The following is a 22021-nucleotide window of genomic DNA, read 5'->3' as shown; positions in this document are numbered from 1 at the left end:
CGGAATTTCGCGCCGCCGCCTTTGCCGGGAGTTTTTCGAAACGCTCATGAGCGAAACACACGTCTCTTCATCTTCGTCCCCCGCTTTGTCCGCCACCGCGCCGAGCGCTTCGCAGCTTGGGCAGGCAAGCGACACACAAAGCACGTTCCGCGTTGCGGCGCTGCAAATGGTGAGCACGCCGGATCGCGACCGAAATCTGGCCGACGCCGGGCGCCTGATCGCAGAAGCCGCGGCCGATGGCGCGCAGCTTGTCCTCCTGCCGGAATACTTCTGCTTCATGGGCTTCAAGGACACGGACAAGCTCGCCGTGCGCGAGGCTTATCGCGACGGCCCGATTCAGCGCTTTCTCGCGGATGCCGCGCGCCGTCACAAGCTGTGGGTGATCGGCGGCACGCTGCCGGTCACCGCGCCCGAACCGTCGCGCGTGTTGAACACCACGCTCGTGTTCGACCCGCAGGGTAACGAGGCAGCCCGCTACGACAAGATTCATCTGTTCAACTTCGAGAAAGGCGAGGAATCGTTCGACGAGGCGCGCACCGTCTGCCCCGGCGGCGAGGTCCGCACTTTCCAGTCGCCCTTCGGCCGTGTCGGCCTGTCGGTCTGCTACGATCTGCGCTTTCCCGAGCTGTACCGGCGCATGGGCGATTGCGCGCTGATGGTCGTGCCATCGGCGTTTACCTACACGACCGGCCGCGCGCATTGGGAGATGCTGCTGCGTGCCCGAGCCGTCGAAAACCAGTGTTACGTGCTGGCCGCGGCGCAAGGCGGCAAGCACGAGAACGGCCGCCGCACGTGGGGCCACAGCATGTTGATCGACCCGTGGGGCGAAATCGTGGCAGTGCGAGACGAAGGCGCCGCCGTGGTCGCTGGGACGCTTGAGCGCACTCGCATCGACGAAGTGCGGCAGAGCCTGCCCGCCTGGCGTCACCGGGTGCTGAGCTAGGACACATTGACATTGAAACTGCGGCGCCCCTTACCCATATAGTGACGGTGGCGCTAACCGAATCCTTCGTATCGAGCAGAACATACTTCGCATGAATATCATCGAACCCGGTATCCGTAATCTCGCCACCGCCAAGGACATCCTCCTGACGCCCTACGGTCTCGACGAATCCCTGCTCACGCGCACGCTGGCTGAGATCTTCACGCATCGCGTGGACTATGCGGACCTGTACTTCCAGGCAACCCGCAGCGAAGCGTGGAGTCTGGAAGAAGGCATCGTGAAGTCGGGCAGTTTCAGCATCGACCAGGGCGTCGGCGTGCGTGCCGTGTCGGGCGACCGCACGGCTTTCGCGTATTCGGACGACCTGTCGCCCGAAGCTATCCGCCAGGCGGCCATTGCCACACGTGCAATTGCCAAGGCTGGCGGCGGCAAGCAGAAGATCAAGGTGGCGTCGTCGCTGACCGGCATCGCCGGGCGCGATCTGTACCTGCCCGCCGATCCGCTGCATTCGCTCGACGCGACCGCCAAGGTCAAGCTGCTCGAGCGCATCGAACACATGGCGCGCGGTCGCGACCGGCGCATCCAGCAAGTGATGGCGGGTCTCGCCGGTGAATACGACGTCGTGCTGGTCGCGCGCAGCGACGGCGGCTTCGCAGCGGATATCCGTCCGCTCGTGCGGGTGTCGGTCACGGTGATCGCCGAGCAGAACGGGCGCCGCGAGATCGGCAGTGGCGGCGGCGGTGGCCGCTTCGACTACAGCTATTTCACCGACGAAGTGCTGTCGCGCTACGTCGACGACGCGGTGCACGCAGCGCTCGTGAACCTCGAAGCGCGCCCGGCTCCGGCCGGCGCGATGACTGTCGTGCTCGGACCGGGCTGGCCCGGCGTGTTGCTGCACGAGGCAATCGGCCACGGTCTCGAAGGCGACTTCAATCGCAAGGGTTCGTCGGCGTTCGCGGGACGCATCGGCGAGCAGGTCGCGGCCAAGGGCGTGACTGTCGTCGACGACGGCACGCTGCCGAACCGCCGCGGCTCGCTCAACATCGACGACGAAGGCAATCCGACGCAGTGCACGACGCTGATCGAAGACGGCATTCTCAAGGGTTACATTCAGGACACGCTCAACGCGCGTCTGATGAAGATGCCGGTCACGGGCAATGCACGCCGTGAGTCGTACGCGGCGTTGCCCATGCCACGCATGACCAACACGTACATGCTCAACGGCGACAAGGACCCGCAGGAAATCATCGAATCGGTGAAAAACGGCTTGTATGCGGTGAATTTCGGCGGCGGCCAGGTCGACATCACCAACGGCAAGTTCGTGTTCTCGGCCTCCGAGGCATACATGATCGAAGACGGCAAGATCACGTACCCGGTCAAGGGAGCGACGCTGATCGGCAGCGGTCCCGAATCGCTCAAATACGTCAGCATGATCGGCAACGACATGAAGCTCGATTCGGGCGTCGGCGTGTGCGGCAAGGAAGGCCAGAGCGTGCCGGTTGGCGTCGGGCAGCCGACACTGCGCATCGACCGGATGACGGTTGGCGGCACTGCCTGAAAGTGAACACGCCGCATGTTTCGTGCGCCATATGGGCGAAACATGCGGATTTTCCGCATTTTCCGGCCGTGCCGCTTGTCAGTCGAGCTTAACCGGGTTATAAAGTCACTCACCCTTTTTGACCAGCGACTCCATTTCGCCATGTCCGCCAAGTTTTACTTTTACTTTTTTTGGTATCTCAGACCGCTGGCGGATCGAGAGGGGTGTTAGTGCACGTAGAACACCGAGAATTCCCGAAAAACCGCCAGCGAGTCTGGCGGTTTTTTTTCGCCTTCCGCCTTTGAACACTATGTTTTTGCACGCACCGCCCGCGCGAACACGCTACGAACCGATTCAGGAGAACAACATGCCCCCGCACAACACCGACGATGTCCGCATTCGCGAATTGAAAGAACTTACTCCGCCTGCGCACCTGATCCGCGAATTTGCCTGCGACGAAGCGGTGTCCGACCTGATCTACAACTCGCGCACCGCCATGCACCGCATTCTGCACGGCATGGACGACCGCTTGATCGTCATCGTCGGGCCGTGCTCGATTCACGATACGAAGGCGGCGTTGGAATACGCGGGGCGTCTCGTCGAACAGCGCAAGCGCTTCGCGGGTGAACTCGAAGTCGTGATGCGTGTGTACTTCGAAAAGCCGCGCACGACGGTCGGCTGGAAGGGTCTCATCAACGACCCGCATATGGATAACAGCTTCAAGATCAACGAAGGGCTGCGCACGGCGCGCGAACTGCTGTTGCGCATCAACGAACTCGGTCTGCCGGCCGCCACTGAGTATCTCGACATGATCAGCCCGCAGTACATCGCCGATCTGATCTCGTGGGGCGCGATCGGCGCGCGGACCACCGAGTCGCAAGTGCACCGCGAACTCGCTTCGGGCCTGTCTTGCCCGGTCGGTTTCAAGAACGGCACGGACGGCAATGTGAAGATCGCCGTCGACGCGATCAAAGCCGCGTCGCAGCCCCACCATTTCCTGTCGGTCACGAAAGGCGGCCACTCGGCGATCGTATCGACGGCGGGCAACGAGGATTGCCATATCATCCTGCGCGGCGGAAAGACGCCGAACTACGACGCGGACAGCGTCAACGCGGCGTGCTCGGACATCGGCAAGTCAGGTCTCGCCGCGCGTCTGATGATCGACGCGAGCCACGCGAATAGTTCGAAGAAGCATGAGAACCAGATCCCGGTGTGCGCGGACATCGGCCGACAGATTGCTTCGGGCGACGAACGAATTATAGGCGTAATGGTGGAATCGCATCTGGTGGCCGGTCGCCAGGACTTGCAGGAAGGCTGCGCGCTCACATACGGGCAGAGCGTCACCGATGCATGTATCGGCTGGGACGAAAGCGTTGCCGTGCTCGAAGGTCTCGCCGAAGCCGTGAAGCAAAGGCGCGTGGCGCGCGGAAGCGGCAACTGATTGCTGTTCGGCCGCATCGTGCGATGCGGTTTGCAGACGAAAAACCCGGCTCGACCAGCCGGGTTTTTTGTTTCCTGGCCGAACGGATGAATGGTGCTTCATGGGCCGCCTCGGTACCGTAACGAGTCATGGCCGGGTCTGGAATGACTTGACCCGGTGGATTGGTACGTATAATATTTTGTACACGAAAGGCGGTTATGGGGCAGGAAAAAGAAATTCGCTGGCTAGGGTCCAGCTATCGCGATCTACTCGCCTTTCCCGAAGAGCCGCGCCGGCAAGCGGGCTTCCAGTTAGGCAAAATTCAGGCAGGTCTCGATCCTGACGACTGGAAGCCGTTCGACTCAATCGGCGCTGGAACGCGTGAAATCCGCATCAGAGAAGCTAACGGCATTTATCGCGTGATGTACGTTACGAAGTTTGCCGAGGCGCTTTACTTGCTTCATTGCATGCGGAAGAAAACGCAAAAGCTGGCTCCGCACGACAGATTGATCGCCGAAACGCGGTACCGCGCCATTATTAATGATAGGAAACCTTAACAAATGACGATCGACATTAAAATTCGTCACGTAACCAAGCCTGGCGCGAACGTGTTCCTCGAACTGGGCTTTTCCGCCGCGGAGGCGAAGCGCTTGCATGCGGCGTCGCAAAAGCAGATCAACGACACGAGGCTGCTCAAGGAGCAGCTCATGACAGAATTATCCAGCTGGATCGAGCAGCATCATCTGAAGCAGGCAGAGGCCGCTGAGATTCTCATGGTCTCGCGCCCGCGCGTGTCCGACGTGGTCAACAAGAAAACCACCAAGTTCACCATCGACACGCTCGTGGAAATGTTGAGCCGAATCGGCAAGCCGGTTACGTTGGCGGTGGGATAGCGTGCATGGCTCGCGGCTTGTTTGCGTTCTTTGCGCTTCTTTGCGCGGCTTACCATGCACGATTACGTTTCACTCGACCGCGCCCGAACCGAAGACTTCTGTGTGAATCCGCGCCGGGTCCACGCCGAGCGCTGCGAGCGCATCGCACTGCGCGCGCATGAACGGCACCGGTCCGCAGATGTAGTAGTCGGCATCCGGCACGATGACCTGATCGGCGATTTTTGCCACGTCCAGACGCCCTTCGAAATCGTAGTCGACGCCCTGCCGGTCGCCTGCGTCGACCGCTTCGTAGAACACCACGCGCTTCGCGTTCGGATACGACGCGACGGTCTCATTGAGCCACTGCCGGAACGCATGCACGCGGCCGTTACGGCATGCGTGCACGAAAGTCACGCTCCGCTCGCTGCCGTCGGCGAGGATGGTTGACAGCATCGAGGTCATCGGCGTCACGCCCACGCCGCCGCTCATCAGCACCACAGGCGTGGTTTTCTTGCGGTCGACCGTGAAGTCGCCCATCGGCGCGCTCACATGTACGACGGTGCCCTCTTCGACATCCGCGTGCAGCAGGTTGGACACGTGACCGGGCGCTGTGTCTTCGCGCCCGTCTTCGCGCTTCACGGAGATGCGCAGCCACTTGCCATGTGGTGCGTCCGACAGACTGTACTGACGCGGCTGATCGACGCCCAGCTTGTCGACGAACCGTTTCACGCTTACATACTGGCCGGGTTCGAAGTCACACGCGGCCGAACCGTCGGCAGGCGTCAGGTAGAACGACGTAATTTCGTCGCTCTCCACCTGCTTGCGCGCCACCTTGAACGGCCGGAAGCCGCTCCACGCCGCGCCTTCATACAGCTTCGCCTCGGTGCCCACGAAGATGTTCGCGAGCTGACCATACGCGACTTGCCATGCGTCGAGCGTGGGTTGATCGACCGCGTCGCCGAGCACGTCGACGATCGCACCCAGCAGGTGGCGGCCCACAATCGGATAGTGCTCGGGCCGGATGTTCAAGCTGGCGTGCTTGTTGGCGATCCGCGAGACAGTCGGGCCGAGCGCGCCCAGATTGTCGATGTTGGCCGCGTACGCATACACCGCGCGCGCCAGCGTTTCGGGCTGATTGCCGCTCTGCTGGTGCGTCTGGTTGAACAGGTTCTTCAACTCCGGATGATGCGCGAACATGCGCTTGTAGAAATGCTTCGTGATGGTCGTGCCATGTTCAGCAAGCACGGGCACCGTGGCTTTGACGCGGGCAATCTGTTCGGCGGTCAGGGCGGTCATTTATGCTTCTCCTTAAAGATGCACATACAATACATCTTAAAGCATGTGGTCCACTCAGACAGATTGTCGCAGGCCCATTGCCGAGTGCTGAAAGGGGCCGTGCGCCTAGTTTTGCCCGCGATCGTGCTGCCAGAGCACGTCCGCGCCGCCATCAGCCCGATTGAGCACACGTGCGAGGACAAACAGAAGATCCGACAGACGGTTCACATACTGACGCGGCGCGGCGTTGACGGCTTCCTCGTCACCGAGGGCGACGATCGAGCGTTCGGCGCGGCGGCAAACGGTACGGCAAACGTGGGCGAGAGACGCCGCGCGCGAGCCGCCCGGCAAGATGAACTCCTTTAGAGGCGCAAGCGCAGCGTTGTGATCCGCGAGCCAGTCGTCGAGCTGGGCGAGATGGCGGTCCGTGATCATTGTGTGACCGGGAATGCACAGTTCGCCGCCGAGGTCGAACAGATCGTGCTGGATCGAGACCAGCGCCGCTCGCACGTCATCAGGCAGACGCTCGCACAGCAGCACGCCGAGATTCGAATTGAGTTCGTCGACGTCGCCGATCGCCGCAATGCGCGTGCTGTCCTTGCGGACGCGCCGGCCGTCGCCGAGACCGGTGGTGCCGTCGTCGCCGGTACGAGTGGCAATCTTGCTCAGACGGTTACCCATGATTTCTCCATGCATTCAATGACGATGCCCGCGCCGATCGCGGACATCAGCGCACCCATAGCGCACCGGGCACCGACTAGGTCCCAGTGCCTTGCACTGTGCTGGCCGCTGCGCAGCCACCGCATCATCTACCGCGTTATCACCGCGTTAACCATATTGCGCAGAGCCAGCAGCCGCCGCCATTATAGGAGCGATGGCCGGCGCGAAGTCCCCGGAGCAATGAAAGCGGCGCGACCCCGGCAGAAAGCGATCGGCGTAAAATGAAGTGCCCGCTGCAAAAGCAGCTTCGCCTGACAATTACTAACAAGCTTTTTCATGGAGCTGGAGCAAGTGCCAACGCGCTAACGCCGGTCCACGTCATTGATGGGACCGGAGCAAGCGCTGAAGCACTAACTCCGGTCGACATCCTTGATTGGGACCGGAGCAAGCGCTGAAGCACTAACTCCGGTCGACATCCTTGATTGGGACCGGAGTAAGCGCTGAAGCGCTAACTCCGGTCGACATCCTTGATTGGGACCGGAGTAAGCGCTGAAGCGCTAACTCCGGTCGACACAGGAGACATGTGTGAATCATTCCGTTCCGTCGGCCACGCTGCGCCGGCCATTCCCTGCCGAATTGCTGAGCGCCCTCACCAACGCCTTCGGTGAGCGCGTGTCGGTCGCGCAAGCCGTGCGCGAGCACCATGGCCGCGACGAATCGCCGTTCGATCCCCAACTGCCCGACGCCGTCGTCTTCGCGCGCAACACCGAAGACGTGCAGACCGCCGTCAAGCTGTGCGGCCAGTACAACGTGCCGATCATTCCGTACGGCAACGGCTCGTCGCTGGAAGGGCATCTGCTTGCGGTGCAGGGCGGCGTGTCGATCGATCTGTCGGAAATGAACCGCGTGCTGTCCATCAACGCCGAAGATCTCACGGTCACCGTCCAGCCAGGCATTTCGCGCAAGCAGTTGAACGAAGCGCTACGCGACACCGGCCTCTTTTTCCCAATCGATCCGGGCGCGGACGCGAGCATCGGCGGCATGTCGGCCACGCGTGCATCCGGTACCAACGCTGTGCGCTACGGCACGATGCGCGAAAACGTGCTCGGGCTGAGCGTGGTGCTGGCCGACGGCCGCGTCATCAAGACCGGCACGCGGGCGCGCAAATCGTCCGCGGGCTACGACCTCACGCGTCTATTCGTCGGCTCGGAGGGCACGCTCGGCGTGATCACCGAAGTCACCGTGCGTCTTTATCCGCAGCCGGAGGCCGTGTCCGCCGCCGTCTGCGCATTTCCGTCGATGGGCGACGCGGTTCGCGCCGTCATCGAAACAATTCAGATCGGCGTGCCGATTGCCCGCGTGGAATTCGTCGACGCGCTCGCGATCCGCTCGATCAACCGGCATTCGAATCTCACGCTGCGCGAGGCGCCCACACTGTTCTTCGAATTCCACGGCACCGAGGCCGGCGTGAAGGAACAGGCTGAACTCGTGCAGGAACTCGCCGCGCAGAACGGCGGCGAAGGATTCGAATGGGCGACGCGGCCGGAAGACCGCAGCCGTCTGTGGAACGCGCGCCACAATGCCTATTTCGCGATGCTGCAACTGAAGCCCGGTTGCCGCGCCGTCACGACCGACGTCTGCGTGCCGATCTCGCGACTCGCGGAATGCGTTGTGGAAACCGAGCAGGACTTGAAGGCGTCGCCGCTGCCCTGCCCGATCGTCGGCCATGTCGGCGACGGCAACTTCCACGTCGCGATCCTGATCGATCCGGACAAGCCGGACGAACTCGCCGAGGCCGAACGGTTGAACCATCGCATCGTGCAGCGCGCGCTGCGCATGGACGGCACCTGCACCGGCGAGCATGGAGTCGGTCTGCACAAGATGGGTTTTCTGCTGGAAGAACATGGCGACGTTGCGGTGGACACCATGCGCTCCATCAAACACGCGCTCGATCCGCAAAATCTGATGAACCCCGGCAAGATTTTTAGCTGGGCGGCTTGAAGCGTCGTTCGGAGGCGCGTTGTCGAAAGCAATTGAGCAGGACTGACCGCGGCTGAGCGTGATCGAGCCGCGGCTGCCGCAAACGGCCCGCCACGCAAGCGCCGGATAGCGCCGGGCGAGAGACACGAGGAGACGACTCACATGAATGCACCCGCCGAACTGTCGGCAGAGGTTCTCGCCCAGCGCCAGCGCGAAGTCGTGCAGGCGCTGATGGCGGTGCTGCCGAACCACTGTCTGCTGTATCGCGACGAAGATACCGTCGCGTACGACTGTGACGGCCTCGCCGCCTATCGTCGTCTGCCGCTCGCCGTCACGTTGCCGGAGACGGAGTCGCAAGTGCAGCGCATCGTGCAGATCTGCCATCGTCTCGGAGTGCCGATCGTGCCGCGCGGCGCCGGCACTGGCCTGTCCGGCGGCGCAATGCCGATTCGCCACGGCGTGGTGGTATCGCTCGCGCGCTTCAGGAAAATCATCGATGTGGACTCCTACGCGCGAACCGCCACGGTGCAACCGGGCGTGCGCAATCTGTCGATTTCCGAAGCCGCCGCGCCTTACGGTTTGTACTACGCGCCGGACCCGTCGTCGCAGATCGCCTGCACGATTGGCGGCAACGTGTCGGAGAACTCGGGCGGCGTGCATTGCCTCAAGTACGGCCTCACCGTGCACAACGTGCTGCGCGTGCGCGCCGTGACAATGGAAGGCGAGATCGTCGAGTTCGGCTCGCTCGCGCCCGACGCGCCCGGCCTCGATCTGCTCGCGGTGCTGATCGGCAGCGAAGGTATGTTCGCGATCGTCACCGAGGTCACCGTCAAGCTGATTCCGAAACCGCAAACGGCGCAAGTCATCATGGCCAGTTTCGACGACGTCGTGAAAGGCGGCGATGCGGTCGCCGGCATCGTTGCCGCGGGCATCATTCCGGCGGGCCTCGAGATGATGGACAAGCCGGCCACGCGCGCGGTCGAGGAATTCGTCCACGCGGGCTACGATCTCGACGCGGCGGCGATTCTGCTATGCGAATCCGACGGCACGCCCGAGGAAGTCGCCGACGAAATTGTCCGCATGACCGCAGTGCTGCGCGAGCACGGCGCAACCCGTATCCAGATCTCGCGCACGGAAAACGAGCGGCTGCGCTTCTGGTCCGGCCGCAAGAACGCGTTCCCCGCGGCGGGCCGGATTTCGCCGGACTACTACTGCATGGACGGCACCGTGCCGCGCCGCAGTATCGGGCCGCTGCTCTCGCGCATCGAAGAGATGGAAAAGAAGTACGGCCTGCGCTGCATCAACGTCTTTCATGCGGGCGACGGCAACATGCATCCGTTGATTCTCTTTAACGGCAACGACCAGGACGAATGGCACAGGGCCGAAGCGTTCGGCTCCGACATTCTGGAAGCGTGCGTCGAACTGGGCGGCACGGTGACGGGCGAGCACGGCGTCGGCATCGAGAAGATCAACTCCATGTGCGTGCAGTTCTCGCCGGAAGAGCGCGATGCATTTCACGCGGTCAAGCGTGCGTTCGATCCGCCCGGCCTGCTGAACCCGGACAAGGGCATTCCCACCCGAGCGCGCTGCGCCGAGTACGGCAAGATGCATGTGCGCGGCGGTCTGCTGCCGCATCCGGAACTGCCGCGCTTCTAGCGCCACGCAATACGCATAGCCCGTCGTGGCGGCGCTTGCCGCCATCTCACCCTGATTACCCGATGCGGGTCCGCTCCGGGTTGTCAGCGAGCCCCCGCCCGGTACAATCGATCGAAACACAACGAAGCAGGGCATCATGGAAGAGGACGACATCGTCGCCATGTGGTCGGAACGCGTGCGTTCCGCCAGCGCCGCAGGCCGCGCGTTGCGCGTTCGCGGCGGCGGCACGAAAGACTGGTACGGTCAGACGCTGGAAGGCGAGATCCTCGACACGCGCGCTTATCGCGGCATCGTCGCGTACGACCCGGCGGAGCTGGTCATCACCGCTCGCGCCGGCACCCCGCTGCTCGAAATCGAAGCCGCGCTCGCCGAACACCATCAGATGCTCGCCTTCGAGCCGCCGCACTTCGGGCCGCAAGCCACCTTCGGCGGCTGCATCGCCGCGGGCATCGCCGGCCCGCGCCGCCCGTCGGCCGGTGCGGCGCGCGACTTCGTGCTCGGTGCGGTCATCATGAACGGCCAGGGACAAGCACTGCATTTCGGCGGCCAGGTGGTGAAAAACGTCGCCGGTTATGACGTCTCGCGCTTGATGGCGGGCTCGCTCGGCACGCTTGGGCTCATCCTCGAACTCTCGGTCAAGGTGCTGCCGCAGCCGCAGGCCGAAGCCACGCTCAAGTTCGACGTGAACGGCACGGACGCTGTCCGTAAGCTCAACGAATGGGGCGGCCGCCCGTTGCCGATCACCGCGAGCGCGTGGCGCCACGGCACGCTTGCCGTGCGTCTCGCGGGCGCCGAGAGCGCGGTCAAGTCGGCGCGTACGTCGCTGGGCGGCGAGGTTGTCGATGCGGTCGAGGCAGAACGCTTCTGGGCGGGCCTGCGCGAGCAGACCGACACGTTCTTCGCCGCGATTCCGCCGAAAGCCGCGCTGTGGAGGCTCGCGCTGCCGTCCATCACCGAGCCGCTGCAATTGCCAGGCGCTCAATTGATGGAATGGGGCGGCGCGCAGCGCTGGTGGATCACGGACACCGACGCGCAAACCGTGCGCATCAGCGCAAAGCAAGCCGGCGGTCACGCGACGATCTTCCGCACCGGCCTCGGCTACGACCGCGGAGCCGGCGTGTTCACGCCGCTGCCCGCGCCGCTGATGAAAATCCATCGCGGCCTGAAAACCGCTTTCGACCCGGCCCGCATCTTCAATCGCGGCCGTCTCTACCCCGACTTCTGAGCGCGCGATGCAAACCAATCTCGCGGACTTCATTCGCAACACGCCCGACGGCGACGAGGCCGACGCCATCTTGCGCAATTGCGTGCACTGCGGCTTCTGCACGGCCACGTGCCCGACCTACCAGTTGCTCGGCGACGAACTCGACGGCCCGCGCGGCCGCATCTATCTGATCAAGCAGATGGTGGAAGGCGCCGAAGTCACGCGCAGCACGCAGGTTCACCTCGACCGCTGCCTCACTTGCCGCAATTGCGAATCGACCTGCCCGTCCGGCGTGCAGTATGGCAAGCTGGTAGAAATCGGCCGCAAGATCACCGAGAAAAAGGTAACGCGCCCGCTCGGCCAGCGTCTCACGCGCCGATTCCTCGCGAGCTTCGTGCCGAACAGCGCGCTATTCACGCCGGCCATGCGTCTCGGCCAGCATTTCCGGGCGCTGCTGCCGCGAAAATTGCGCGACAAGGTGCCCGCGCGGCAGCGTCCGCTCGAATGGCCGACCGCAAGACATACACGCAAGATGCTGATGCTCGCGGGCTGCGTGCAACCGTCGATGATGCCCAACGTCAACGTCGCCACCGCGCGCGTGCTAGATGCCCTCGGTGTGGAAACGCTGGTCGCGTCCGAGGCGGGCTGCTGCGGTGCCGTGCGCCTGCATCTCGGCTATAACGACGAAGCGCTCGTCGACATGCGCGCAAACATCGACGCATGGTGGCCGTATGTCGAACAGGGCGTCGAGGCGATCGTGATGAACGCGTCGGGCTGCGGCGCAACCGTCAAGGAATACGCGCACCTGTTGCGCCATGACCCGGCGTATGCCGAGAAAGCGCGCCGCATCGTCGAATTGACACGCGACATTGCCGAGATCCTGCCGGACTTCGAGGAACAACTCGCGTCGATCTCGCGCCGCCGTGCGATCCACACGGTGGCTTTTCATCCGCCCTGCACGTTGCAGCACGGACAGCAGGTGCGCGGCACAGTGGAACATCTCCTGACGCGACTCGGCGTGGAAGTGCGCCTGCCCGCCGACAACCACCTCTGCTGCGGCTCGGCCGGCACCTACTCGCTCACGCAGCCGAGGCTCTCGTATGCGTTGCGCGATCAGAAGCTCGAGCGGCTGCAGGCGCAGGAGCCGCAAATGATCGTGTCCGCGAATGTGGGCTGCATTTCGCACCTGCAGAGCGGCACGTCCACACCGGTCGCGCACTGGATCGAACTGGTCGAGCACATGCTGTCCGTATAATCGGGGCATCGACTTCCGTCCGTTCCCGTTCGTTCCATGCCCGATCTGATTCATAACCTCGAAGCGGTGCAGCAGCGCATCGCGATGGCCGCACACGTGGCCGGGCGCGACGCGCGTTCCATCGCCCTGCTCGCGGTCTCGAAAACTTTTCCCGCCGAAGACGTGCGCGCGGCGCACGTCGCCGGTCAATGCGCGTTCGGCGAAAACTACGTGCAGGAAGCCATCACGAAGATCGAAGCGCTCGCCGATTTGCGCGGCACGCTCGAATGGCATTTCATCGGGCCGTTGCAGTCGAACAAGACGCGTCCGGTGGCCGAGCAGTTCGACTGGGTGCATTCGGTGGATCGCCTCAAGATCGCACAGCGGCTTTCCGAACAGCGGCCCGATAATCTGCCGGCGCTGAATGTCTGCCTGCAGGTCAACATCAGCGGCGAGACGTCGAAAAGCGGCCTGAGCGTCGCGGAAGCCGTCGAAGTCGCGAGAGAGATCGCCGCGCTGCCCAAGCTGAAATTGCGCGGCCTGATGGCGATTCCCGAACCGGTCGGCAGCATCGACGAACAGCGCGTGCCGCATCGCCGGTTGCGCGAACTGTTCGAACGTCTGCGCGACGAAGGTCTCCAGCTCGATACGCTCTCAATGGGCATGTCTAACGACCTCGAGGCCGCGGTACTCGAAGGCGCGACCATTGTGCGCGTGGGCACCGCCATCTTCGGCGCGCGCGATTACTCGAACTAGCGGCTGCAAACGCAGTTTCAACTTCGGCTGCAAGCCCAGTTGTAAGCGCGGACTCATACGCTCAATCAAACCTTCCGGAACATCATGAAAATTGCTTTTATCGGCGGCGGCAACATGGCTGCGGCGTTGATCGGCGGCCTTATCAAGCGTGGCATCGCGCCCGCCGATCTGTATGCGATCGATCCCAACGAAGACGCGCGCAAGCGCAACGAAGAGCAGTTTGGCGTCCAAACCGGCGCCGCTGCCGACGCGGCGCTCGCTGCGTATGACGCCGTCGTGCTCGCGGTGAAGCCGCAGATCCTGAAGAGCGTCGCTGAATCGCTCGCGCCGCATCTGAAGGCGTCGCAACTGGCAATCAGCATTGTCGCCGGCATTCGTATGGACGACATGTCGCGCTGGCTGAACGGCCACACGCGGATCGTGCGCGTCATGCCCAATACGCCGGCGCTGATCGGCATGGGCGTCGCCGGATTGGCCGCAACCGCAAGTGTCGGCGAAGCGGGCCGCGCGCTTGCGTCGCAGGTGCTAGGCGCAGTGGGCGAAACGGTATGGTTCGACGACGAAGCGAAAATCGACGCCGTCACCGCCATTTCTGGAAGCGGTCCGGCCTACGTGTTTTACTTCATCGAAGCACTGCAGGAAGCCGCGCGCCAGCTCGGCATGGATGAAGCCCAAGGCCGCGCGCTCGCCGTGGCGACCTTCACGGGAGCCGCGCAACTGGCAGCGAATTCGGACGAGCCGCCGGGCGTGTTGCGCGAACGCGTGACATCGAAGGGCGGCACGACGGCGGCGGCGCTTGCATCGTTCGACGCGAGCGGCGTGAAGGAGGCAATCGTTCGCGGGGCGCTCGCCGCCGATGCGCGCGCGAAAGAAATGGGCGACGAGTTCGGCAAGCAGTAAGCGCGGCCATCGCCGGTTACTGTCTATCGCCTGGTACCGGCTGTGACGGGATAAGCCGTAAAACGCGGAGCCTATTCGACTCGCTCCGCGTTCAGTGCAAAAGAGACACGCGGGAAATGGACAGACCGCGCCGGAGACTCAGGACAAGGCCACCGCATAATGCGCGGCAATGCCGACGAACAACGCGCCGCCCAGCCAGTTGTTATGCCGGAACGCCGCGAAGCACGCCATCCGCTCACGGTCGCGAATGAGCGTGTAGTGGTAGACCGCGCAGCCCGCCGCAGCAACCCACCCCAACCAGTACAGAACGCCAAAACCCAGCATCACGCCGATGCCGGCGTAGATTCCAAGCGTCACCGCATAGCAGAGCATGATCGCGGCCACGTCGAAGCGGCCAAAGGTGAGCGCCGAAGTGCGGATGCCGATCCTGATGTCGTCGTCGCGATCGACCATTGCATATTCGGTGTCGTAAGCGACCGACCAGAATACGTTCGCGAGCAGCATGACCCAGGCGAGCATCGGCACGTGGTTCTGCACGGCCGCGAACGCCATCGGAATGCCGAATCCAAATGCGATCCCCAAGTACGCCTGCGGAATCGCGAAGAAACGCTTGGTGAACGGATACGAGCCGGCGACGAACAGCGCGGCCACCGACAACTCCTTCGTCAACGCATTGAGCGGCAGAATCAGCAGAAAAGCCAGCAAGGACAAACCGGCGGCGAGCGCCACTGCTTCCCACGCCTTGACCTTGCCTGAGGTGATCGGACGATTCTCGGTGCGCTTTACGTAGCGGTCGAAATCGCGATCGGCGTAGTCGTTGATCGCACATCCCGCCGAGCGCATCAGCACCGTGCCTACCGTAAAGATAACGAGAAGCGGCCACGACGGACGACCCTCGGACGCGATCCACAGCGCGTTGAGCGTCGGCCACAGCAGCAGCAGACTGCCGATAGGCTTGTCCATACGCACAAGGCGCAGATAGAGCGGAAGTCGGGCGAACATGGCGGACTCTGTAAAGGCGGGCGAAATGCGGAAACAGTGCCGCTATTTTACGGGATGCCGCCGGCGTCGAGCGTCGCGCGACCCGCGCGTTGAAGTCTCATGCCGCAACAGCGCTCGCGCAAGCCGCGCCGCAAAAAATAAAGCCTCCCGCGAGGGGAGGCTTTGGCATGTCCGGCTGCATCTGGCCGCGTCTGGCTGTTTCCGCTTGTGCCGGTCGATTCCGGTTCTTCGGACCGCAAGGAGATCGTGCCCGAGCGGGCAACAAAACGGCCGCAGCGCGAAATCAGGCTAGCATCGAGCGCAACATCCACGCGGTCTTTTCGTGCGTCTGCATGCGCTGCGTCAGCAGGTCGGCGGTCGGCTCGTCGTTCGCGGCTTCCGTCGACGGGAAAATTGCGCGCGCGGTACGCACCACGGCTTCCTGGCCTTCCACCAGTTGGCGGATCATTTCCTCTGCAGCCGGCACGCCGTCCGCTTCGGGAATCGACGACAGCTTCGCGAAATCCTTATAGCTGCCCGGCGCATGCACGCCGAGCGCGCGAATCCGTTCAGCGATCGAATCGACGGCGAGCGCCAGTTCGTTGTATTGCGTTTCGAACATCAGGTGCAGCGTGTTGAACATCGGACCCGTCACGTTCCAGTGGAAGTTGTGGGTCTTCAGGTACAGCGTATAGGTGTCAGCGAGCAGACGCGACAGACCTTCCGCGATCTTCTTGCGGTCCTTGTCGCTGATTCCGATATTGACGTGTTGTACAGCTTCTTTTTTGGCCATGATGACTCCTTTGAAGAGTGATACGAACCGGTGGCAAAGTAACGGCGTGCTATGGACTTGCTGACGGCGAAGCCGGCAGAACGAGCGCTCGACAGTTTATCTTAGAAAAGTGCCGGGCTCGTGTGGCGCGTGGTCACTACAGCGCCGCGCGCGGCTTGAGGTGTTCTGCGCGGCTATCAATAGTTGACCTGACATGCCCGCCATCACAAACGGCTACGGGCCCCCGCTGGTGCCCACTACCCGCCAACCGCGTGTTGCAGCGCCTGCGCCGCGATCACCCCAAGCCCGCTCGTCACGATCGCGAAACCCACGGCTCTGCGCAATCCCAGCGCGTAGTGCAGCTGCGCGCGATGAGCGGCCCGCGATTTGCCCGCAGTGGCTTTCATCATCTCGATCATCGACGTGCTCCCCGCTTCACTCAGTTCATATCGATACTCGCGGGACGCCTATGCGCCCCGCTTCCGCTGCCTGGTTACTTCTTGCCGCCTTCCGCCAGTTCGGCCATCGCCGCGATCACGCCCTCGGCATAAGCAGGATCGATGCGGCGGAAATGTTCGACCGCGCGCGCAACGATTTCCTGCGGTACGCCGTTGATATGCCGTGCAATGTTGCCGAACAAACGCTCGCGTTGCGCCGCGTCAAAGAGCGCAAACAGCATGCCCGGCTGCGTGTAATAGTCGTCGTCCGCGCGATGATCGTAGCGGTCGACCGCACCTGCTGCGAGCGCGGGCTCCAATGCGTTGGTGTCCTGCACGAAGTCGCCGAAGCGGTTCGGCTCGTAGTTCACGTTGCCGCCCAGGTTGCCGTCCGTGCGCATTGCCCCGTCGCGATGGAACGAGTGCGGGTTCGGCACGCGCGACGCATTCACCGGAATCTGATGGTGATTGATGCCGAGACGATAGCGCTGCGTGTCGCCATACGAGAAAAGACGCCCTTGCAACAGCCGGTCGGGCGAGAAGCCGATGCCCGGCACCACATTGGCCGGCGTGAACGCTGCCTGCTCCACATCCGCGAAATAGTTGGCCGCGTTGCGGTTCAACTCGATCGTGCCGACGTCGATCAGCGGGTAGTCCTTCTGCGACCACACCTTCGTGATGTCGAACGGATTGAAGCGATACGCTGCGGCTTCCGCCTCCGGCATTACCTGGATCGCAAAGCGCCATTTGGGGAAGTTGCCCGCGTCGATGTTGCCCACCAGATCGCGCTGCGCGCTTTCGCGGTCTTGTGCAACCACTTGCGACGCTTCGCCATCGGTGAAATTTTCAATGCCTTGCTGCGATTTGAAGTGAAATTTAACCCAGAAGCGCTCGTTGTTCGCGTTGATGAACGAGTACGTGTGCGAACCGAAGCCGTGCATCTGACGGTAGCTTTTCGGAATGCCGCGGTCGCTCATCAGGATCGTGACCTGATGCATCGACTCCGGATGACGCGTCCAGAAATCCCACGCGGCAATGTTGTTGCGCAGGTTGGTGTACGGGTCACGCTTTTGCGTGTGGATGAAGTCCGGAAACTTCAGCGGATCGCGAATGAAGAACACCGGCGTGTTGTTGCCCACCACGTCCCAGTTGCCTTCTTCGGTGTAGAACTTGATCGAGAAGCCGCGCACGTCGCGTTCCGCGTCGGCCGCGCCGCGTTCGCCGGCCACCGTCGAAAACCGCATGAAGAGCGGCGTTTCCTTGCCGACTTCGGCGAACACTTTGGCCTTCGTGTAGCGCGAGATATCGTGGGTCACCTTCAGCGTGCCGAACGCGCCCGAGCCTTTAGCATGAACGCGGCGCTCGGGAATCACTTCGCGATCGAAGTGAGCGAGCTTTTCGAGCAGCCATACGTCTTGCAGGACAACCGGGCCGCGCACGCCGGCCGTCATCGAATTCTGGTTATCGGCGACGGGCGCGCCGGCGGCATTGGTGAGCTTCTGGTCGGACATGCGGGACTCCTGGACGGTTTTTCGTTGGACGGAAATGTGGGGAGAAGCGCGGCAAAGCAATGCCGAACGCTTATGCGAACAATCAGGCCGACAAAGCCCGGTCGACGAGCAAAGAAAGCGCGACCGTGCGCATGCCGAGCATGGCCGCCGCAGAACCGTTATTGGCGCCAGCCGGTTCAGCGGCGAACGTCTGAGTTTGCGGCAAGTTTGATTGCGTCATGATGTCCTCCGGGCTTTGGGATCGTGCGATCCATGGAGGACACTATATCAAGACTATTGAATATGCGTCTTTTATAAATTTAATCTATCCAATAGAGGCGGCTTGGGCCGCCATCGACGCTCGAAGCCGGCGCTGCGGCGACAAGCCGTCAGCGCTCGTGCGTCCACGCCGCCGTTCAGTTCACGGCGACCGGCAGATCCAGCTTTTTGACGCCCGGCAGGTCGCAGGCGCTGATTGCGTCGCAAATCGCGTCGATGGCGGGCATCCGCGTGAAGCTCTTGCGCCACGCGAGCACGACGCGGCGGTCGGGCACCGGCTCGCCGAACGGGACATAGGACAACAGCCCGGAGTCGATGCCGCCCGCGTGGGGCTTCACCTCGTGCACGGACATGCGCGGCAACACCGTGATGCCCACGCCGCTCGCGACCATATGACGGATCGTTTCCAGCGACGATCCTTCGAACGTTTTCTGGATGCCGTCGGCGTTCTGCGAGAAACGCATCAGTTCCGGACAAACGCCCAGCACATGATCGCGGAAGCAATGGCCGCTGCCGAGCAGCAGCATGGTTTCCTGCTTGAGATCGTCGGCGTCGATCTTCTGACGGTTCTCCCACGCGTGACCCGACGGCAGCGCGACGACGAACGGCTCGTCGTAGAGCGGGCGCAGCATCAGTCCGGTTTCGGGAAACGGCAGCGCCATGATCGCAACGTCGATCTCGCCCTGCTTGAGCAGTTCGATCAGCTTCAGCGTGTAGTTTTCCTGCAGCATCAGCGGCATTTGCGGAACGCGCTTGATCATCTGCTTGACGAGCGTGGGCAGCAGGTACGGCCCGATCGTATAGATCACGCCGAGGCGCAGCGGCCCGACGAGCGGATCCTTGCCCTGCTTCGCGATTTCCTTGATGGCGAGCGTCTGTTCCAGCACTCGCTGAGCTTGCGTGACGATCTGCTCGCCGATCGGCGTGACGCTCACTTCACTGGTACCGCGCTCGAAAATCTGTACGTTGAGCTCGTCTTCGAGCTTCTTGATGGCCACCGACAACGTCGGCTGGCTGACGAAACACGCTTCGGCGGCCCGGCCGAAGTGCCGCTCGCGGGCAACGGCGACGATGTACTTCAATTCGGTGAGCGTCATTGGGGGACCAATCAGTGCGGTAGATTCGATAGGTTTCAGTTATACACCCATAGGGTCGGTTCGCCAACCCGTTACGCGGGCTTTCAGTATCCGCGAAACGCGCCATGGGCGCGCCACCAGGCGAAGGCCGACGTGGGCGCGTCGGTTCATGCCTTCAGATACTGCTCGCGAGCCCCCAGCCAGCGCGCCAGATGCTGCGTGACGACCTCCGGATACGTCTTGAGCAAAGCCGCAGCCGCTTCGCGTGCGGGCTCGATCAGCCATTGATCGTTCTGCAGATCGGCAAAACGGAGCATCGCCGCGCCGGACTGCCGCGCGCCGAGGAATTCACCTGGACCACGAATTTCAAGGTCCCGGCGCGCGATTTCGAAGCCGTCCGTCGTTTCGCGCATGGTCTGCAGGCGGGCGCGCGCCGTCATCGACAACGGTCCGGTGTAGAGCAGCACGCACACCGACGCCGCGCTGCCGCGCCCGACACGTCCGCGCAACTGGTGTAACTGCGCGAGGCCGAAGCGCTCGGCGTGTTCGATCACCATCAGCGACGCATTGGGCACGTCGACGCCCACTTCGATCACTGTCGTCGCGACCAGCAACTGCACTTCGTTGCGGGTGAAGGCGTCCATGACAGCCGCTTTTTCAGCCGGCGCCAGGCGGCCGTGCACGAGTCCGACGTTCAGTTCAGGCAACGCCGCGACCAGCGTTTCATAGGTCTCGACCGCGGTCTGCAGTTGCAGCGTCTCGCTCTCCTCGATCAGCGGACAGACCCAGTACACCTGACGCCCGGTCAGTGCAGCCTCGCGCACCCGGCCGATCACTTCTTCACGGCGTGCGTCGGAAACCAGCTTGGTCAGGATCGGCGTGCGTCCGGGCGGCAATTCGTCGATGGTCGATACGTCCAGGTCCGCGTAGTACGTCATTGCGAGCGTGCGCGGAATCGGCGTGGCGGACATCATCAGCTGATGCGGCTGGAAATCGCGCGCGCCGTCCGCGGCGTTCCTCGCTTTTGCGCGCAACGCCAGCCGCTGCGCGACGCCGAAACGGTGCTGTTCGTCGACGATCACGAGCCCGAGGCGCGCGAACTCCACGGCGTCCTGAATGATCGCGTGCGTGCCGATCACGAGCTGCGCGGTGCCGAGCGCCGCGGCTTCGATCGCGGCGCGCTTTTCCTTGGCCTTCAGACTGCCCGCGAGCCACGCGACGTTCACGCCGAGCGGCTCCAGCCAGCCGCGCAATTTGCGCGCGTGCTGCTCGGCGAGGATTTCGGTCGGCGCCATCAGCGCGGCCTGATAACCGGCGTCGATAGCCTGCGCCGCGGCCAGCGCGGCGACAATCGTCTTGCCGCTGCCGACGTCGCCTTGCAAGAGCCGCTGCATGGGATGCGGCTGCGTCAGATCGAGCGCGATCTCGCCGCCGACGCGCTCCTGCGCCTTCGTCAGCGAAAACGGCAGCGCCTCTAGCAAACGCGCGACCAATGAGGATTCGTCGCCCAGCTTGCGGCGCGGCATGGGCGGCGCCGACCGCGTGCGGCGCTCTTCGTGCGCGCGCTTGAGCGACATCTGCTGCGCGAGCAGTTCCTCGAATTTGATGCGCACCCACGCCGGATGCGTGCCATCGATCAACGCGGTTTCATCGGACTGCGCGCCCGGATGATGCAGCGTGCGCACCGCGTCCATCAGCGACGGCACGCCGAGCGGCTGCAACCATTCACGCGCGACGGCCTCAGGCAGCAGTTCCGGCAAAGACGTGCGTGATAGCGCGTTGTCGATCGACTTGCGCAGATACGCCTGCGTCACGCCGGCGGTGCTGGGATAAACCGGCGTGAGCGCTTGCGGCAGCGGCGTGTCTTCGTCGACGACACGTACCGCCGGATGCACCATCTCCATGCCGAAGAAGCCGCCGCGCACGTCGCCGCGCACGCGCAGCCGCGCGCCGATCGCCATCTGCTTGACCTGCGAACCATAGAAGTTCAGAAAGCGCAGCACGAGTTCGTCGCCCGCGTCGTCGCGCAATTTGACGAGTAGCTGCCGACGCGGACGATAGGCGATCTCGTTGTCGAAGACGACGCCCTCAGTCTGCGCGATGCCGCCTGGCAGCAGGTGGCCGATTGGCGTCAACGAGGTTTCGTCCTCGTAGCGCATCGGCAGATGCAGTACGAGGTCGATGTCGCGCGTGAGGCCGAGCTTGGCGAGCTTGTCAACGGGCTTAGCGGCGGGCTTGGCGGACGATTTCGCCGATGACTTCGCCGCCGGTTTCGCCGGCGCGCTTGCTCTTCCGGCCGCAGCCTGGGGTTTCTGGTCAGGCATGCCCTCTGGTGTTTGCCCGGACGCTTCATCAGGCGCTTCGCCAGGCGCCTGATCCGCTCCCGCCGCAACGCGCGCCGTCCGCTTGCGTTGCGCCGTGCCGCCGGCCTGCCCGCCAGCATCCATCGCCGCGCCGCCTCGCGCGACGGGGGCTGCCGGTTCGGCGCTCACTTCATCGGTAGCGGAGGGCAATCGGCGGTCGGACAAAGGCATGGGCTGCTTCGCAAG

20 protein-coding genes are annotated in these 22021 nt (G+C 63.2%); 11 read left to right on the top strand and 9 right to left on the bottom strand.

The features are described 5' to 3' along the window. Window positions 1-46 precede the first annotated feature (46 nt). The 5 genes from RW095_RS37580 to RW095_RS37560 all read left to right on the top strand — a co-directional run bounded on the left by RW095_RS37580 (window position 47) and on the right by RW095_RS37560 (window position 4793). A complete protein-coding gene (locus tag RW095_RS37580; RefSeq protein ID WP_317020746.1) occupies window positions 47-943 on the top strand; it encodes a carbon-nitrogen hydrolase family protein in 897 nt (298 codons plus the stop codon). Between the two features lie 91 nt (window positions 944-1034). Further along, complete coding sequence (tldD, locus tag RW095_RS37575) at window positions 1035-2501, top strand: metalloprotease TldD (RefSeq protein WP_088173110.1); 1467 nt, start codon at window positions 1035-1037, stop codon at window positions 2499-2501. Window positions 2502-2847: 346 nt separating this feature from the next. Beyond that, window positions 2848-3921, top strand: a complete 1074-nt coding sequence (gene aroG / locus RW095_RS37570) for a 3-deoxy-7-phosphoheptulonate synthase AroG (RefSeq protein WP_317020745.1) — start codon at window positions 2848-2850, stop codon at window positions 3919-3921. A gap of 197 nt (window positions 3922-4118) precedes the next feature. Beyond that, window positions 4119-4457: a type II toxin-antitoxin system RelE/ParE family toxin gene (locus RW095_RS37565; RefSeq protein WP_317020744.1), complete on the top strand. Its 339-nt coding sequence runs from the start codon at window positions 4119-4121 to the stop codon at window positions 4455-4457. 3 nt (window positions 4458-4460) lie between these two features. Continuing rightward, complete coding sequence (locus tag RW095_RS37560) at window positions 4461-4793, top strand: helix-turn-helix domain-containing protein (protein WP_317020743.1); 333 nt, start codon at window positions 4461-4463, stop codon at window positions 4791-4793. A gap of 69 nt (window positions 4794-4862) precedes the next feature. Here the strand turns inward: RW095_RS37560 and hmpA are convergent, their stop codons facing one another. Both hmpA and RW095_RS37550 read right to left on the bottom strand, forming a co-directional pair. Next, a complete protein-coding gene (gene hmpA, locus RW095_RS37555) occupies window positions 4863-6068 on the bottom strand; it encodes an NO-inducible flavohemoprotein (RefSeq protein ID WP_317020742.1) in 1206 nt (401 codons plus the stop codon). 105 nt (window positions 6069-6173) lie between these two features. Then, on the bottom strand, window positions 6174-6728 hold the full coding sequence (locus RW095_RS37550; RefSeq protein WP_317020741.1) for a cob(I)yrinic acid a,c-diamide adenosyltransferase: 555 nt from the start codon (window positions 6726-6728) through the stop codon (window positions 6174-6176). Between the two features lie 564 nt (window positions 6729-7292). Here RW095_RS37550 and RW095_RS37545 point away from each other — a divergent pair. The 6 genes from RW095_RS37545 to proC all read left to right on the top strand — a co-directional run bounded on the left by RW095_RS37545 (window position 7293) and on the right by proC (window position 14437). Then, window positions 7293-8708, top strand: a complete 1416-nt coding sequence (locus RW095_RS37545) for an FAD-linked oxidase C-terminal domain-containing protein (RefSeq protein WP_317020740.1) — start codon at window positions 7293-7295, stop codon at window positions 8706-8708. A 141-nt stretch (window positions 8709-8849) separates the two neighbouring features. Next, a complete protein-coding gene (locus RW095_RS37540; RefSeq protein WP_317020739.1) occupies window positions 8850-10343 on the top strand; it encodes an FAD-linked oxidase C-terminal domain-containing protein in 1494 nt (497 codons plus the stop codon). 136 nt (window positions 10344-10479) lie between these two features. Beyond that, window positions 10480-11568: a glycolate oxidase subunit GlcE gene (glcE, locus tag RW095_RS37535; protein ID WP_317020738.1), complete on the top strand. Its 1089-nt coding sequence runs from the start codon at window positions 10480-10482 to the stop codon at window positions 11566-11568. A 7-nt stretch (window positions 11569-11575) separates the two neighbouring features. Further along, window positions 11576-12802 (top strand): glycolate oxidase subunit GlcF, encoded by a 1227-nt coding sequence (gene glcF / locus RW095_RS37530; RefSeq protein ID WP_317020737.1) that lies wholly within the window; start codon window positions 11576-11578, stop codon window positions 12800-12802. Between the two features lie 36 nt (window positions 12803-12838). Then, window positions 12839-13537 carry a YggS family pyridoxal phosphate-dependent enzyme gene (locus RW095_RS37525; protein ID WP_317020736.1) on the top strand — a complete coding sequence of 233 codons (699 nt, stop codon included), beginning with the start codon at window positions 12839-12841 and terminating at the stop codon, window positions 13535-13537. Window positions 13538-13621: 84 nt separating this feature from the next. Further along, window positions 13622-14437: a pyrroline-5-carboxylate reductase gene (gene proC / locus RW095_RS37520; RefSeq protein ID WP_317020735.1), complete on the top strand. Its 816-nt coding sequence runs from the start codon at window positions 13622-13624 to the stop codon at window positions 14435-14437. Window positions 14438-14575: 138 nt separating this feature from the next. Here proC and ubiA read toward each other — a convergent pair whose 3' ends face one another. The 7 genes from ubiA to recG form a co-directional block, all read right to left on the bottom strand. Next, entirely contained in the window at window positions 14576-15439 is an 864-nt protein-coding gene (gene ubiA, locus RW095_RS37515; protein ID WP_317020734.1) for a 4-hydroxybenzoate octaprenyltransferase, read from the bottom strand. A 283-nt stretch (window positions 15440-15722) separates the two neighbouring features. Next, window positions 15723-16211, bottom strand: coding sequence for a Dps family protein (locus RW095_RS37510; RefSeq protein WP_006047907.1), 489 nt, complete (start codon window positions 16209-16211; stop codon window positions 15723-15725). 236 nt (window positions 16212-16447) lie between these two features. After that, window positions 16448-16609 carry a hypothetical protein gene (locus RW095_RS37505; protein ID WP_317020733.1) on the bottom strand — a complete coding sequence of 54 codons (162 nt, stop codon included), beginning with the start codon at window positions 16607-16609 and terminating at the stop codon, window positions 16448-16450. Between the two features lie 74 nt (window positions 16610-16683). Next, the gene (locus tag RW095_RS37500) at window positions 16684-18138 is read right to left on the bottom strand and encodes a catalase (protein ID WP_317020732.1); all 1455 of its coding nucleotides are present in this window, start codon (window positions 18136-18138) and stop codon (window positions 16684-16686) included. Window positions 18139-18220: 82 nt separating this feature from the next. Beyond that, the gene (locus tag RW095_RS37495) at window positions 18221-18358 is read right to left on the bottom strand and encodes a hypothetical protein (RefSeq protein WP_317020731.1); all 138 of its coding nucleotides are present in this window, start codon (window positions 18356-18358) and stop codon (window positions 18221-18223) included. Window positions 18359-18533: 175 nt separating this feature from the next. Next, complete coding sequence (locus RW095_RS37490) at window positions 18534-19493, bottom strand: LysR substrate-binding domain-containing protein (RefSeq protein WP_020069683.1); 960 nt, start codon at window positions 19491-19493, stop codon at window positions 18534-18536. Between the two features lie 146 nt (window positions 19494-19639). After that, a complete protein-coding gene (gene recG, locus RW095_RS37485; RefSeq protein ID WP_317020730.1) occupies window positions 19640-22006 on the bottom strand; it encodes an ATP-dependent DNA helicase RecG in 2367 nt (788 codons plus the stop codon). Between the last annotated feature and the right edge of the window lie 15 nt (window positions 22007-22021).

The organism is Paraburkholderia kirstenboschensis, from assembly GCF_032806925.1.
In the GTDB taxonomy this organism is placed as follows: Bacteria; Pseudomonadota; Gammaproteobacteria; order Burkholderiales; family Burkholderiaceae; genus Paraburkholderia; species Paraburkholderia kirstenboschensis.
The sequence above is the reverse complement of the archived record's forward strand: the minus strand, read 5'-3'. Positions and strand labels throughout refer to the sequence as shown.